Here is a 14,531-nt window from a genome sequence, read left to right as displayed (position 1 = left end):
CATATCCACTTATCCACAAAAACACCACTTTATACACATGCAGTAGGATGATCAAAAATACTTTATCCACAGAATATTCTATTATTTTATAATACGATAAAAAAGACAGGATGCCGAATTGTGGGATCCTGTCTTCTCGTCAATTAAAATGCTTCTATATCCAATCCAGGATTTCCGTTCAAATCCAAACCAGATCGTTTTCCTTTTTCAAACATGACACTGCCAGCAGCACCGATCATGGCGGCATTGTCCGTACAAAGATAGAGGGGTGGAATGGATATATCCATAGGTAAATCCTTAAAAGCTTCAGTTAATGCTTCCCTAAGGCCTTTATTTGCCGCAACTCCTCCAGCAAGCAATACCTGCTTCACATTATATTCCTTTGCAGCTTTTACAGCTTTCATTACAAGCACTTCTATCACGCTTGCTTGGAAACTTGCCGCTAAATCTTTAGGTTCGATTTTTTCCCCGCGCTGTTCTGCATTATGCAAAGTGTTGATCACAGCCGATTTCAACCCGCTGAAAGAAAAGTCATAGCTGCCATCCAACCATGCCCTAGGCAGTTTTAAAGTTGGTGAGCCTTCTTGCGCAAGCCTATCGATATGAGGACCGCCAGGATAAGGGAGCCCCAATGTTCGAGCCACTTTATCATACGCCTCTCCTGCTGCATCATCCCGCGTCTCCCCTATCACCTTGAAAGAACCCGGCTCTTCTAAAAGCACCAATTCCGTATGACCTCCCGAAACGACTAAAGAAAGCGCAGGATATTCGATCTCCTGAATAAGCCGATTTGCATAGATATGACCAGCGATATGATGCGTACCGACAATCGGTATTCCATGTGCGAAAGCTACAGCCTTCGCCGCATTCACGCCTATTAATAGTGCCCCAACAAGGCCGGGGCCTTCTGTAACGGCAATGGCATCCAAGTCTTCATATGTCACACCTGCTTGCAGCAGTGCTTCTTCAAGAACAATCGTAATTTGTTCTACATGATGACGGGAAGCTATTTCAGGGACGACACCGCCAAAACGTTTATGGCTTTCGATTTGTGAAGACACGACATTACTCAGTATCTCCCTACCATTTTTTATGACAGCTGCTGCAGTTTCATCGCAGCTCGTTTCAATACCTAATATAAATTGATCTTTTTTCATGAAAAATTCACCCACATAACATAAGCATCTTCTTGATTGTCTGTATAATAATTTTTACGGATTCCGCCCTTTTGGAAACCTAGTTTTTCATAGAGCGAAATGGCTACTGCATTACTGACACGGACCTCAAGCGTCATCCTCACCACACCCATCGAAATGGAGATTTCAATCATCTTCCTGAGCAAAGCTTCTCCTAGCTTTTGCCCTCGGTATTCTGGCAATATCGCTATATTGGTAATGTGCGATTCATCAATGACGATCCAGGCACCGCAATAACCGGCGATTTTACCTTCATCCTCTATCACCATGTATACAGCATATTGATTATGATTCAATTCATTAAAAAAAGCTTCCCGGCTCCAAGGCAAAGTAAAGGACTGCTTTTCCACGTTTAGCACTTGGTCGATATCTTCCGTATTCATCTTTCGGAACGTCAATGTTTTACTCATAATAATCGGTCGCTTTCCTTGTTTATTTCCCCTGCTGTTCAAGCCACTTAGCTTCTGCTTCAGCCATGCGGATATAATTCGGTACAAACTGGTGAACATCCACTTCAGCCTTATCAAGACCAATGAAGGCCAGTTCGCTTGGCCTTGAATTATATGACTGTACCGGAGCAAATACAGCCAATTCCCCTAATGCATCCGTAATTGCATCCCGATGGATGTCCACATCTTGACCAACAAATAAAACAGGACGATTTAATTCCTTCAATTGATTCGCCCACTCAGAGGATAGAATATTACAATCTTCAATGACTGTCTTTAAAGAATCCTTTTCCAATTCATATAATCCAGTATAAATCTGCCCTCTTCTTGCATCGAACAAGGGAGAGATCATCCCGTTAAAATAACGTCCATTAGCTGCTAAAACCTCTAAGCTGGAAACACCTGATAAGGGAATTTGAAGCGTCCATGCCAAGCTTTTCGCTATCGTTACTCCGATCCTGACCCCTGTATATGAGCCTGGACCTTGAGCGACCACAATCTTAGTCAATTCCTTCGGTTTAGTATCACAATCCCTCAGCAGTGTCTCAATTGCCGGCATTACCCGCACCGAATGATTTTTCTTTAGGTTCGTCGTATACTCACCAATTACTTGATTCTCGTTTACCAGTGCAATCCCTAATGTGAAATTCGATGTATCTATAGCTAAAACCTTCATCAAATAATCTCCTTACATAACTTTACATATCGTTCGCCTTTGGCTTCCAAAACAATACGCCGGCTGGTATCGCCCAGGCGATAGATATAAATATTCAAGATTTCCTCTGGAAGGTGATCCTTTATTAAATGGGCCCATTCAACGACAGTCACACCATCACCATCAAAATATTCATCAAAGCCTAGATCTTCTTCCGATTCACTTACCCGATAGACATCCATATGATATAAAGGCAAGCGACCCATGTATTCCTTTATTATCGTGAAGGTAGGGCTATTCACCATTCTGGTAACACCTAATCCTTTAGCCAGCCCTTTTGTGAATGCCGTCTTCCCTGCACCCAAGTCACCTTCTAAAGCCAGCACATCTCCACTGGAAAGCTTTTCTGCCAATCTATGCGCAAATTGCGCTGTTTCTTCCTCACTCTGAGAAATCCATTCAACATGTTGCATATATCAATCACCTTTATCATTATTAGGAAACGTCCTATATAAACGCAATATTATGGAACGAAAACCATTCTATATGTAGTTTACCTTGTTTCAAAAGAAGAAACAAATAAGTTAGGGACATAATTATTCGAATTTCAGATAAAACAAAAAAACGAAACCTAAGTTTCGTTTTTTTCATGATTGCGGGGACAGGATTTGAACCTGCGACCTTCGGGTTATGAGCCCGACGAGCTACCGGACTGCTCCACCCCGCGACGGTATAAATGCTTCTTTTATAAATATAGTATTCCCATTTATTCAAAAAGAATACAATGATTATAGCTTGGCGGCGTCCTACTCTCACAGGGGGAAACCCCCAACTACCATTGGCGCTGAAGAGCTTAACTGCCGTGTTCGGAATGGGAACGGGTGTGACCTCTTCGCTATCGCCACCAAACATTTAATCTTTTTAGCACATTTATTATCATACCATGTATGAAATCAAAATGCAAGAAGAAATTTTCATTCCTTCAAAACTAGATAATAAGAAGGTATTTCATTTTTTAAAAAGCGTTGGTTAAGTCCTCGATCTATTAGTATCAGTCAGCTCCACATGTCACCATGCTTCCACCTCTGACCTATCAACCTGATCATCTTTCAGGGATCTTACTAGCTTGCGCCATGGGAAATCTCATCTTGAGGGGGGCTTCATGCTTAGATGCTTTCAGCACTTATCCCGTCCGCACGTAGCTACCCAGCTATGCCTTTGGCAAGACAACTGGTACACCAGCGGTGCGTCCATCCCGGTCCTCTCGTACTAAGGACAGCTCCTCTCAAATTTCCTGCGCCCGCGACGGATAGGGACCGAACTGTCTCACGACGTTCTGAACCCAGCTCGCGTACCGCTTTAATGGGCGAACAGCCCAACCCTTGGGACCGACTACAGCCCCAGGATGCGATGAGCCGACATCGAGGTGCCAAACCTCCCCGTCGATGTGGACTCTTGGGGGAGATAAGCCTGTTATCCCCGGGGTAGCTTTTATCCGTTGAGCGATGGCCCTTCCATGCGGAACCACCGGATCACTAAGCCCGACTTTCGTCCCTGCTCGACTTGTAGGTCTCGCAGTCAAGCTCCCTTGTGCCTTTACACTCTACGAATGATTTCCAACCATTCTGAGGGAACCTTTGGGCGCCTCCGTTACTCTTTAGGAGGCGACCGCCCCAGTCAAACTGCCCACCTGACACTGTCTCCCACCCCGATAAGGGGCGCGGGTTAGAATTTCAATACAGCCAGGGTAGTATCCCACCAACGCCTCCACCGAAGCTGGCGCTCCGGCTTCTCAGGCTCCTACCTATCCTGTACAAGCTGTACCAAAATTCAATATCAGGCTGCAGTAAAGCTCCACGGGGTCTTTCCGTCCTGTCGCGGGTAACCTGCATCTTCACAGGTACTATAATTTCACCGAGTCTCTCGTTGAGACAGTGCCCAGATCGTTACACCTTTCGTGCGGGTCGGAACTTACCCGACAAGGAATTTCGCTACCTTAGGACCGTTATAGTTACGGCCGCCGTTTACTGGGGCTTCGGTTCAAAGCTTCGCTTGCGCTAACCTCTCCCCTTAACCTTCCAGCACCGGGCAGGTGTCAGCCCCTATACTTCGCCTTGCGGCTTCGCAGAGACCTGTGTTTTTGCTAAACAGTCGCCTGGGCCTATTCACTGCGGCTTTTCTGGGCTATTCACCCTAAAAAGCACCCCTTCTCCCGAAGTTACGGGGTCATTTTGCCGAGTTCCTTAACGAGAGTTCTCTCGCACACCTTAGGATTCTCTCCTCGCCTACCTGTGTCGGTTTGCGGTACGGGCACCTTACATCTCACTAGAGGCTTTTCTTGGCAGCGTGGAATCAGGAACTTCGGTACTATATTTCCCTCGCCATCACAGCTCCGCCTTAATGGAAACGGGATTTGCCTCGTTTCCGGCCTAACTGCTTGGACGCGCATATCCAACAGCGCGCTTACCCTATCCTTCTGCGTCCCCCCATCGTTCAAACGATGTATAGGTGGTACAGGAATATCAACCTGTTGTCCATCGCCTACGCCTTTCGGCCTCGGCTTAGGTCCCGACTAACCCTGAGCGGACGAGCCTTCCTCAGGAAACCTTAGGCATTCGGTGGAAGGGATTCTCACCCTTCTTTCGCTACTCATACCGGCATTCTCACTTCTAAGCGCTCCACCAGTCCTTCCGGTCTGACTTCAACGCCCTTAGAACGCTCTCCTACCATCGACACCATACGGTGTCAATCCACAGCTTCGGTGATACGTTTAGCCCCGGTACATTTTCGGCGCGGAGTCACTCGACCAGTGAGCTATTACGCACTCTTTAAATGGTGGCTGCTTCTAAGCCAACATCCTGGTTGTCTAAGCAACTCCACATCCTTTTCCACTTAACGTATACTTTGGGACCTTAGCTGGTGGTCTGGGCTGTTTCCCTTTCGACTACGGATCTTATCACTCGCAGTCTGACTCCCAAGAATAAGTATTTGGCATTCGGAGTTTGACTGAATTCGGTAACCCGTTGGGGGCCCCTAGTCCAATCAGTGCTCTACCTCCAATACTCTCATCTTGAGGCTAGCCCTAAAGCTATTTCGGAGAGAACCAGCTATCTCCAGGTTCGATTGGAATTTCTCCGCTACCCACACCTCATCCCCGCACTTTTCAACGTGCGTGGGTTCGGGCCTCCATTCAGTGTTACCTGAACTTCACCCTGGACATGGGTAGATCACCTGGTTTCGGGTCTACGACCTCATACTCATTCGCCCTATTCAGACTCGCTTTCGCTGCGGCTCCGTCTCATCAACTTAACCTCGCATGAAATCGTAACTCGCCGGTTCATTCTACAAAAGGCACGCCATTACCCATTAACGGGCTTTGACTACTTGTAGGCACACGGTTTCAGGATCTATTTCACTCCCCTTCCGGGGTGCTTTTCACCTTTCCCTCACGGTACTGGTTCACTATCGGTCACTAGGGAGTATTTAGCCTTGGGAGATGGTCCTCCCTGCTTCCGACGGGATTTCTCGTGTCCCGCCGTACTCAGGATCCACTCAGGAGGGAACGAAGTTTCAACTACAGGGTTTTTACCTTCTTCGACGGATCTTTCCAGATCGCTTCATTTACCCCGTTCCTTTGTAACTCCATGTTGAGTGTCCTACAACCCCAAGAGGCAAGCCTCTTGGTTTGGGCTAATTCCGTTTCGCTCGCCGCTACTCAGGAAATCGCGTTTGCTTTCTCTTCCTCCGGGTACTTAGATGTTTCAGTTCCCCGGGTCTGCCTTCAGTACCCTATGTATTCAGGTAAAGATACTGTTCCATTACGAACAGTGGGTTTCCCCATTCGGAAATCTCCGGATCAAAGCTTACTTACAGCTCCCCGAAGCATATCGGTGTTAGTCCCGTCCTTCATCGGCTCCTAGTGCCAAGGCATCCACCGTGCGCCCTTTCTAACTTAACCGTTAAAAAAGATCTTACAGATGCTTTGAAAAAAATTAATTGCCTTCTATCTATTATCTAGTTTTCAAGGAACAAAGCAGAAAGAATCCATCACATCGTGATGTTTGTCTTTCCTATTTGAATGAATTACTCATTCAAAACTGAACAAAACAAAAGCGCTCTCGTAATTATCCTTAGAAAGGAGGTGATCCAGCCGCACCTTCCGATACGGCTACCTTGTTACGACTTCACCCCAATCATCTGTCCCACCTTAGGCGGCTGGCTCCATGAAGGTTACCTCACCGACTTCGGGTGTTACAAACTCTCGTGGTGTGACGGGCGGTGTGTACAAGGCCCGGGAACGTATTCACCGCGGCATGCTGATCCGCGATTACTAGCGATTCCGGCTTCATGCAGGCGAGTTGCAGCCTGCAATCCGAACTGAGAATGGCTTTATGGGATTCGCTTACCTTCGCAGGTTTGCAGCCCTTTGTACCATCCATTGTAGCACGTGTGTAGCCCAGGTCATAAGGGGCATGATGATTTGACGTCATCCCCACCTTCCTCCGGTTTGTCACCGGCAGTCACCTTAGAGTGCCCAACTGAATGCTGGCAACTAAGATCAAGGGTTGCGCTCGTTGCGGGACTTAACCCAACATCTCACGACACGAGCTGACGACAACCATGCACCACCTGTCACTCTGTCCCCCGAAGGGGAAAGCCCTATCTCTAGGGTTGTCAGAGGATGTCAAGACCTGGTAAGGTTCTTCGCGTTGCTTCGAATTAAACCACATGCTCCACCGCTTGTGCGGGCCCCCGTCAATTCCTTTGAGTTTCAGCCTTGCGGCCGTACTCCCCAGGCGGAGTGCTTAATGCGTTAGCTGCAGCACTAAAGGGCGGAAACCCTCTAACACTTAGCACTCATCGTTTACGGCGTGGACTACCAGGGTATCTAATCCTGTTTGCTCCCCACGCTTTCGCGCCTCAGTGTCAGTTACAGACCAGAAAGTCGCCTTCGCCACTGGTGTTCCTCCAAATCTCTACGCATTTCACCGCTACACTTGGAATTCCACTTTCCTCTTCTGCACTCAAGTTCCCCAGTTTCCAATGACCCTCCACGGTTGAGCCGTGGGCTTTCACATCAGACTTAAGGAACCACCTGCGCGCGCTTTACGCCCAATAATTCCGGACAACGCTTGCCACCTACGTATTACCGCGGCTGCTGGCACGTAGTTAGCCGTGGCTTTCTGGTTAGGTACCGTCAAGGTACCAGCAGTTACTCTGGTACTTGTTCTTCCCTAACAACAGAACTTTACGACCCGAAGGCCTTCTTCGTTCACGCGGCGTTGCTCCGTCAGACTTTCGTCCATTGCGGAAGATTCCCTACTGCTGCCTCCCGTAGGAGTCTGGGCCGTGTCTCAGTCCCAGTGTGGCCGATCACCCTCTCAGGTCGGCTACGCATCGTCGCCTTGGTGAGCCATTACCTCACCAACTAGCTAATGCGCCGCGGGCCCATCTATAAGTGACAGCGTAAACCGTCTTTCCATCTTCTCTCATGCGAGAAAAGAACGTATCCGGTATTAGCTCCGGTTTCCCGAAGTTATCCCAGTCTTATAGGCAGGTTGCCCACGTGTTACTCACCCGTCCGCCGCTAATCTCAGGGAGCAAGCTCCCATCGATTCGCTCGACTTGCATGTATTAGGCACGCCGCCAGCGTTCGTCCTGAGCCAGGATCAAACTCTCCGAAGAAATGTTTGACTTGCTCATTTGCTTTTTTGATAGTGTGTGCTCACTTAAAATTTAACGTTGGCGCTTTGTTTTGTTCAGTTTTCAAAGAGCAATAATGGAGCGGGTGAAGAGAATCGAACTCTCATCATCAGCTTGGAAGGCTGAGGTTTTACCACTAAACTACACCCGCATTTAATTTTAAAATATTACCAGAAAGAATGGTCGGGAAGACAGGATTCGAACCTGCGACCCCTTGGTCCCAAACCAAGTGCTCTACCAAGCTGAGCTACTTCCCGTAAATATGGTGCGCCCGGCGGGAGTCGAACCTACAACCTTCTGATTCGTAGTCAGATGCTCTATCCAATTGAGCTACGGGCGCTAATTTCTATGATGTTATTGGTGCGGCCGAGAGGAGTCGAACCTCCACGGGGTTTCCCCCACTAGGCCCTCAACCTAGCGCGTCTGCCATTCCGCCACGACCGCGAAAGCGACTTTGTAAGTTTAACACCTTTTCAACTTGATGTCAAGAAGAAAAATATCAGTGCGGGTGAAGGGACTTGAACCCCCACGCCTTGCGGCGCCAGATCCTAAGTCTGGTGCGTCTGCCAATTCCGCCACACCCGCGAAAATAAATGGTGAGCCATGAAGGATTCGAACCTTCGACCCTCTGATTAAAAGTCAGATGCTCTACCAACTGAGCTAATGGCTCTAAATAAAATGGCTGGGCTAGAAGGGATCGAACCTTCGCATGACGGAATCAAAATCCGTTGCCTTACCGCTTGGCTATAGCCCAATAATCGAATACTAATTAACAGCCAGGATAATATTATATCACAATAATATTATTTTAACAAGTGTTTTTTAAAAAAAATGGCGGTCCCGACGGGAATCGAACCCGCGATCTCCTGCGTGACAGGCAGGCATGTTAACCGCTACACCACGGGACCAGTATTATGATTATATATAAGAAAGTGACCCATACGGGATTCGAACCCGTGTTACCGCCGTGAAAGGGCGGTGTCTTAACCGCTTGACCAATGGGCCTTGATAAAATATGCAGCTGGCGGAGAAGGAGGGATTTGAACCCTCGCGCCGCTTACGCGACCTACACCCTTAGCAGGGGCGCCTCTTCAGCCTCTTGAGTACTTCCCCAAAAAAATGGCTCCGCAGGTAGGACTCGAACCTACGACCGTTCGGTTAACAGCCGAATGCTCTACCACTGAGCTACTGCGGAATAATGAAAATTGGGTTCCTTTTTCACGCTCAAGGACCTTAGTGTTTGTCGTTAAGAACAAGTTGTTATCTTGTCGACTCTTATGATTATAAAGAGGTTGCAACTTAAAGTCAAGGGTTCTTTTATGATTTTTTATATTTTTGTTTTTTACTCCTTAAACCCTTGGTAAATCAATGTTCCACGACATTTACCACAAACGAAACGGGTAGTGTCGATTCGCTTTTTTCTTATATACACCTGCTGACAGTCTTCACATTTATATTGGATAGTATTCATCTTTTTCTTTAATTGGTTAGATGGCAGCGGTTCGCAAAATCTCGGCGCCCCCACTTTTTTGAGTAATTGCTTAAAGTCCGCATCACGATGCTGGTACCCTTTTTTCTCGATGTGCAGATGATAATGGCACAATTCATGCTTAATGATTCCAATCATTTCTTCCACACCGCGTTCATCAAGATACTTCTTATTGATTTCTATATTGTGTGAACGGAGCAAATATCGGCCTCCTGTTGTTCGGAGACGTGGATTAAAACTGGCTCGATGTCTAAAGGCCTTTTCAAAGTCTTTCAACGATATTTCTTCAACAAGTTTTTGCAATTGCCGATTATCCATTTCCCCCTCCCTTTCCTTGGTAACATGACAACCCATTATAACATAGACTAATAATACAATAGGAAACTAAGGGAGGAAAAGCTATGCCTAATTGGTTCCAGAATCAAATCCGCAAAGCCTTTTATGAAAAGGATTATTATCAAGTGAAGATGTTGAATCAATGTTGGTTTTTTTATCAAAAGAAAGAAAGCCTCCGGTTATAAATTCAACTTTGTTCCATATAAAAAAACCCCTTCTATTATAGAAGGAGCTTACCATGGGCTAGTTTTGATCCTTTGGCTCGAGCATCGTTAAAGATACCCTTTGTTTTTGCGAGTCAACCAGTTCGACCCAAACCGTCACAACATCCCCAACGGCTACTACATCCAATGGGTGTTTTACAAACCTGTTGCTCAATTTAGAAATATGAACCAGTCCATCCTGTTTAACACCAATATCCACAAACGCACCGAAATCCACAACATTCCTCACTGTACCTTGTAATTCCATCCCAGTTTGCAGATCCTCCATTTTTAGTACATCCTGCTTAAGCAGTGGTTTTGATAATTCATCCCGAGGATCTCTTCCCGGTTTCATCAAATCATCTATGATATCTTTAATCGTAATTTCCCCAATTGCCAATTCATCGGCCAAATCAGCCGGATTTAGTTTGCCTAATTCTTCATTCAGGACATCACTGCCTAAATCATCAGATGTGAATCCCATTTTCTTTAATAATTTATTCACGGCACTGTAGTTCTCAGGATGTATCGCGGTTTGATCTAAAGGCTCATCTCCATTAATGATACGTAAGAACCCTATACATTGTTCATAAGTTTTGGCACCCAGCCGGGGAATCTTCTTTAATTCCTTCCTGCTTGAAAACTTTCCTTCCACTTCCCTTTTCTTCACAATATTTTGAGCAACCGATTTTGATAAACCAGCTACATATTGCAAAAGTGACGATGAAGCGGTATTGACATTCACCCCCACTTGGTTAACAGCTGTTTCTACTACAAAGGTGAGGGATTCCGTTAACTTTTTCTGGGACACATCATGTTGATATTGACCCACCCCCACGGATTGCGGATCAATTTTAACAAGTTCAGCAAGGGGATCCTGAAGCCTTCTTCCTATTGAAACGGCGCTTCTCTGTTCTACCTGAAGATCTGGAAACTCTTCACGGGCAATATCCGAGGCTGAATACACACTGGCACCCGCTTCATTTACAATTATATATGATATATTCCCTTTCACTTCTTTCAAAATATCTGCGATGAATTGCTCTGATTCACGTGATGCCGTACCATTGCCGATTGCCACGATTTCAACCGAGAACCGCTGAAGTATTTCGATCGTTTTTTCACGGGCAGCATTAAGTTTCGCAGCAGGAGGATGCGGGTAGATCACACTGATATCGAGTACCTTTCCGGTTTCATCAATGACAGCCAACTTACAGCCAGTCCGATATGCCGGATCTAGGGCGAGGACCACTTTCCCTTTAAGCGGAGGCTGCAAGAGCAGGTTCCGCAGGTTTTCAGAGAAAATATGGATAGCTTGATCCTCAGCTTTTTCCGTCAGCTCTTTTCTGATTTCCCGTTCTACAGAAGGCATGATCAAACGCTTAAGTCCATCCTCAATCGCAGATTTAAGAACAACTTGGGCTTCAGATTTGTTATTTTTAATGATTTTCCGTTCAAGATGACCAATGATGATTTCAGTCCGGGGCTGAATGGAGATTCGCAGAACCTCTTCCTTTTCACCTCTATTCAGCGCCAACACACGATGCGGTACGATTCTTTGAACCGGCTCCTCATATTCATAGTACATTTCGAAGATTTTTTTCTCGTCCTTCTCTTCATTTTTCACAGTTGAAACCATTTTTCCGGCTTTGAAAATTTCAGCCCTTATCCACTTCCTTAATTCTGCATCATCGGAAATATGTTCAGCTATGATATCCTGCGCTCCTGCAATTGCCTCTTCAATAGAAGAAACTTCTTTTTCTGCCGATATGAATTCTGCAGCTTTTTCACTGACACTGGCATGCATTGGACATTCCAGAAGCCAATTGGCCAGTGGTTCAAGACCCTTTTCTTTAGCGACTGTCGCTTTCGTTCTCCTTTTTTGCTTGAATGGCCTGTATAAATCCTCGACTTCCTGCAGTTTTGTTGCCTTCTCGATTTGTTTCGTTAATTCTTCCGTCAATTTTCCCTGTTCACCAATTGAACGCGTAACTTCCGCTTTCCTTTGGCCAAGGTTTTCAAGATAATTCCACCTTTCCATGATGGAACGAATCTGAACTTCATCAAGTGAACCCGTCATTTCTTTTCTATACCGTGCGATAAAAGGGACAGTGTTCCCTTCTTGCAGCATCTGTATGACGTTTTGGACTTGATGATTTTTCAAAGTTAGCTCATTGGATATTTGTTTAATCAGTTCTTTCAATGTATCTTCTACAACGATCATTATGTTTACCTCCAACCTTTTGATCTAATAAGTATAGTCTAGCAAATGAGTGATGAAGTTGCGAATTCAATACAAAAAAGCTCACTTCCGAATTATGGCGAAAGTAAGCTTCCTAAAATGAAAGTTGTATCATCTGCAGTTAATGGACTGCTTTTTAATATACATTGTGCGTTCTTATCGATAGGGACCAGCCTTTTTAAAAAAGATTTAGCTCCCTTAAGTTCTAAACCATCGGAATGAAGAATGAATTTTGCATTTGGTTCATATTTGTAGCTCTGCGTCCTGTATGTTTGTTTCCTTCCGGATAAATACCCTGTAACAGGTAAAGGGTAAACGAGTTTATCGTCGCTTGGATTATACAGGAAAAAGCGGATGTTACCCACTGAACTGTATACAAATTCATTCTTATCATAAAATATCTTCAAAATCGAAACGGCTGCCCCCCGCTTATCGACCAAAACCTGGTTACATACCGCCATTAATGATTCTACATCCAACTCATGATTACGTTTAACTTCCTCGATGACGGCATGGGAGGAATCATAAGCATTTTTGCCGCTGCCTAGACCATCTGCCAGGACACACACAAAGTATTCTTTCGTATGAAGAAAGAAGTAATCATCACCACAATAAACCATCCCGTTTTTAGACGATTGAGAGACAAGGACTTCTATTTTTTCTCCCCTCAGAATATCTTTGATCACTGAATTAACTCCGAGTTTTCAGCATTAATGGCTTCTTGAAGTTTCTTGATCGCACGGCGTTGGAGCCTTGAAACATGCATTTGGGAAATCCCCAGTTTATCGCCAGCTTCTTTCTGGCTTAAATTCTCTAAATAAGTATGTTGAATGATCATCTTTTCACGGTCACTCAGAACATGCAGCACCTTTTCAAGCACAAGCCGCTGATTGACCTTTTCAAAACCTTCATCGACATTCCCGAATATATCAAGCAATGTGACAGTACCGCCATCAGAATCCGCCTCAATAGAATGATCCACAGATAAAGCTTGATAGCTTTTTCCCATTTCCATCGCTTCTAAAACTTCTTCTTCAGTCACGCCTATACTATCGGCTATTTCATCTATTCTTGGTGAACGATGCAGAGTTGTCGTCAATTCCTCGACAGTCACCCTGATTTTCGGACCAAGTTCCTTAATTCTCCTTGGCACATGGACACTCCATGTTTTGTCACGAAGGAACCTTTTGATTTCGCCTATTATAGTAGGGACGGCAAATGCCTCAAAGCTCTTACCGAAAGATTCATCATATCGTCGAATGGCACCTAATAAACCAATCATGCCGACTTGGGAGATATCCTCCTGAAATGATTTCCCTTTCGCATACTTGCGGGCGATTGTTTCAACTAAACTTTTATAATGGATGACTAGATTACTCTGTGCTTCATCATCTTGATTCTGCTGGTAAGCTCTAATCCATTCATTTACCTGTTCTCTTTGTGCCTGATTAGGTTGAGACTGTTTTTGCATCCATCTCCACCTGCTCTCCTTCTAAAAACTTAGTCATAAATACTGTAACCCCATCATGCTGATGAATTTTAACATCATCCATCAAAGTTTCAATAAGGTAAAGACCCAAGCCTCCTTCTCTCAAAAGTTCGACTTTTTGTCCATTTTCGTATGGACCGAGTCCTTGACGAACTTCTTCGAAATTACAGCTCTTGCCACTATCGGAAACCATGACCTCCAGACGGTCAGGATAAAGGCCAAAACTTACTTTCACTTCACCTTTTTCAGAATCCTTATATGCATGCTGTACCGCATTTGTACAAGCCTCACTGGTAGCGATTTTCAAATCCTCAATTTCATCATACGCAAATCCCATCCGGCTTCCTATCCCAGAAAGCGTTAAACGAATGACACCGATGAATTCTGGTTTTGCAGGTATTTTCATTTCGATGTAATCATATACTTGACTCATTCTAACCCACCCTCTGTACCACTTTTTATATCAATGATATCTGCAAGACCTGTTATATCAAATAAACGTCGTAACCTTTCTGATAAGCCAACTAATGTGAATTCGCCATTATGTGCCCTTACGCTTTTGAAAGCACCGACAAATACCCCAAGTCCCGTACTATCCATATAAGAGACTTCAGTTAAATCAATCGTAATCGAAACATTATCCTGCTCTGAAATCGGAAATAGTGATTCCCTTAATTTCGGTGCAGTATAGGCATCGATTTCACCTTTTAGTTTTACAACAAATTCAGTATTTAATTCATTAACATCTACAGTTATATTCATCCTTGAC

At 45.1% G+C, this 14,531-nt stretch carries 11 protein-coding genes, 12 tRNA genes and 3 rRNA genes; 1 reads left to right on the top strand and 25 read right to left on the bottom strand.

Annotated elements, in window-relative coordinates:
- Positions 1-143: 143 nt before the first annotated feature.
- The 20 genes from tsaD to ABOA58_RS01575 all read right to left on the bottom strand — a co-directional run bounded on the left by tsaD (position 144) and on the right by ABOA58_RS01575 (position 9,810).
- Complete coding sequence (gene tsaD, locus ABOA58_RS01670) at positions 144-1,157, bottom strand: tRNA (adenosine(37)-N6)-threonylcarbamoyltransferase complex transferase subunit TsaD (RefSeq protein ID WP_350300963.1); 1,014 nt, start codon at positions 1,155-1,157, stop codon at positions 144-146.
- Positions 1,154-1,606, bottom strand: coding sequence for a ribosomal protein S18-alanine N-acetyltransferase (gene rimI / locus ABOA58_RS01665; protein ID WP_101225599.1), 453 nt, complete (start codon positions 1,604-1,606; stop codon positions 1,154-1,156). Before rimI ends, tsaD begins: the two co-directional genes overlap by 4 nt.
- 22 nt (positions 1,607-1,628) lie before the next feature.
- Complete coding sequence (gene tsaB, locus ABOA58_RS01660) at positions 1,629-2,321, bottom strand: tRNA (adenosine(37)-N6)-threonylcarbamoyltransferase complex dimerization subunit type 1 TsaB (protein ID WP_350300962.1); 693 nt, start codon at positions 2,319-2,321, stop codon at positions 1,629-1,631.
- Complete coding sequence (gene tsaE / locus ABOA58_RS01655; RefSeq protein ID WP_350300961.1) at positions 2,321-2,773, bottom strand: tRNA (adenosine(37)-N6)-threonylcarbamoyltransferase complex ATPase subunit type 1 TsaE; 453 nt, start codon at positions 2,771-2,773, stop codon at positions 2,321-2,323. Before tsaE ends, tsaB begins: the two co-directional genes overlap by 1 nt.
- A gap of 180 nt (positions 2,774-2,953) precedes the next feature.
- A tRNA-Met gene (locus ABOA58_RS01650) sits at positions 2,954-3,027 on the bottom strand.
- 66 nt (positions 3,028-3,093) lie between these two features.
- A 5S ribosomal RNA gene (gene rrf / locus ABOA58_RS01645) occupies positions 3,094-3,209 on the bottom strand.
- Between the two features lie 116 nt (positions 3,210-3,325).
- Positions 3,326-6,258: ribosomal RNA gene (locus tag ABOA58_RS01640) — 23S ribosomal RNA — on the bottom strand.
- Positions 6,259-6,434: 176 nt separating this feature from the next.
- Positions 6,435-7,985 (bottom strand): 16S ribosomal RNA (locus ABOA58_RS01635).
- The 16S, 23S and 5S rRNA genes sit together here with 12 tRNA genes alongside, the layout of an rRNA operon.
- 95 nt (positions 7,986-8,080) lie before the next feature.
- A tRNA-Gly gene (locus ABOA58_RS01630) sits at positions 8,081-8,154 on the bottom strand.
- Between the two features lie 29 nt (positions 8,155-8,183).
- Positions 8,184-8,260 (bottom strand) — tRNA-Pro (locus ABOA58_RS01625).
- A gap of 6 nt (positions 8,261-8,266) precedes the next feature.
- Positions 8,267-8,343: transfer RNA gene (locus ABOA58_RS01620), tRNA-Arg, on the bottom strand.
- Positions 8,344-8,361: 18 nt separating this feature from the next.
- A tRNA-Leu gene (locus tag ABOA58_RS01615) sits at positions 8,362-8,447 on the bottom strand.
- A gap of 59 nt (positions 8,448-8,506) precedes the next feature.
- Positions 8,507-8,588 (bottom strand) — tRNA-Leu (locus ABOA58_RS01610).
- A 9-nt stretch (positions 8,589-8,597) separates the two neighbouring features.
- Positions 8,598-8,673 (bottom strand) — tRNA-Lys (locus tag ABOA58_RS01605).
- Between the two features lie 9 nt (positions 8,674-8,682).
- Positions 8,683-8,757, bottom strand: a tRNA-Gln gene (locus ABOA58_RS01600).
- Positions 8,758-8,835: 78 nt separating this feature from the next.
- A tRNA-Asp gene (locus tag ABOA58_RS01595) sits at positions 8,836-8,911 on the bottom strand.
- A gap of 25 nt (positions 8,912-8,936) precedes the next feature.
- Positions 8,937-9,008, bottom strand: a tRNA-Glu gene (locus ABOA58_RS01590).
- 17 nt (positions 9,009-9,025) lie between these two features.
- Positions 9,026-9,116: transfer RNA gene (locus ABOA58_RS01585), tRNA-Ser, on the bottom strand.
- Between the two features lie 7 nt (positions 9,117-9,123).
- Positions 9,124-9,198: transfer RNA gene (locus tag ABOA58_RS01580), tRNA-Asn, on the bottom strand.
- 147 nt (positions 9,199-9,345) lie between these two features.
- Entirely contained in the window at positions 9,346-9,810 is a 465-nt protein-coding gene (locus tag ABOA58_RS01575) for a SprT family protein (RefSeq protein ID WP_350300960.1), read from the bottom strand.
- A gap of 83 nt (positions 9,811-9,893) precedes the next feature.
- Between ABOA58_RS01575 and cmpA the strand changes: the two genes are divergently transcribed.
- The gene (gene cmpA / locus ABOA58_RS01570) at positions 9,894-10,013 is read left to right on the top strand and encodes a cortex morphogenetic protein CmpA (RefSeq protein WP_089364909.1); all 120 of its coding nucleotides are present in this window, start codon (positions 9,894-9,896) and stop codon (positions 10,011-10,013) included.
- A gap of 58 nt (positions 10,014-10,071) precedes the next feature.
- On the opposite strand, the gene ABOA58_RS01565 is transcribed toward cmpA, so the two are convergent.
- From ABOA58_RS01565 to ABOA58_RS01545, 5 genes are all read right to left on the bottom strand, one after another.
- Positions 10,072-12,255, bottom strand: a complete 2,184-nt coding sequence (locus ABOA58_RS01565; RefSeq protein WP_350300959.1) for a Tex family protein — start codon at positions 12,253-12,255, stop codon at positions 10,072-10,074.
- 92 nt (positions 12,256-12,347) lie between these two features.
- Positions 12,348-12,959, bottom strand: a complete 612-nt coding sequence (locus ABOA58_RS01560; protein ID WP_241663201.1) for a PP2C family serine/threonine-protein phosphatase — start codon at positions 12,957-12,959, stop codon at positions 12,348-12,350.
- The gene (gene sigB, locus ABOA58_RS01555) at positions 12,956-13,744 is read right to left on the bottom strand and encodes an RNA polymerase sigma factor SigB (RefSeq protein ID WP_101225980.1); all 789 of its coding nucleotides are present in this window, start codon (positions 13,742-13,744) and stop codon (positions 12,956-12,958) included. The genes ABOA58_RS01560 and sigB overlap by 4 nt, the downstream gene beginning before the upstream one ends.
- Positions 13,722-14,195 (bottom strand): anti-sigma B factor RsbW, encoded by a 474-nt coding sequence (rsbW, locus tag ABOA58_RS01550; RefSeq protein WP_034306366.1) that lies wholly within the window; start codon positions 14,193-14,195, stop codon positions 13,722-13,724. The genes sigB and rsbW overlap by 23 nt, the downstream gene beginning before the upstream one ends.
- Positions 14,192-14,524 carry an anti-sigma factor antagonist gene (locus ABOA58_RS01545; RefSeq protein WP_101225981.1) on the bottom strand — a complete coding sequence of 111 codons (333 nt, stop codon included), beginning with the start codon at positions 14,522-14,524 and terminating at the stop codon, positions 14,192-14,194. Before ABOA58_RS01545 ends, rsbW begins: the two co-directional genes overlap by 4 nt.
- Between the last annotated feature and the right edge of the window lie 7 nt (positions 14,525-14,531).

It is taken from the genome of Peribacillus frigoritolerans, assembly GCF_040250305.1.
Taxonomy (GTDB): Bacteria; Bacillota; Bacilli; order Bacillales; family DSM-1321; genus Peribacillus.
The sequence above is the reverse complement of the archived record's forward strand: the minus strand, read 5'-3'. Positions and strand labels throughout refer to the sequence as shown.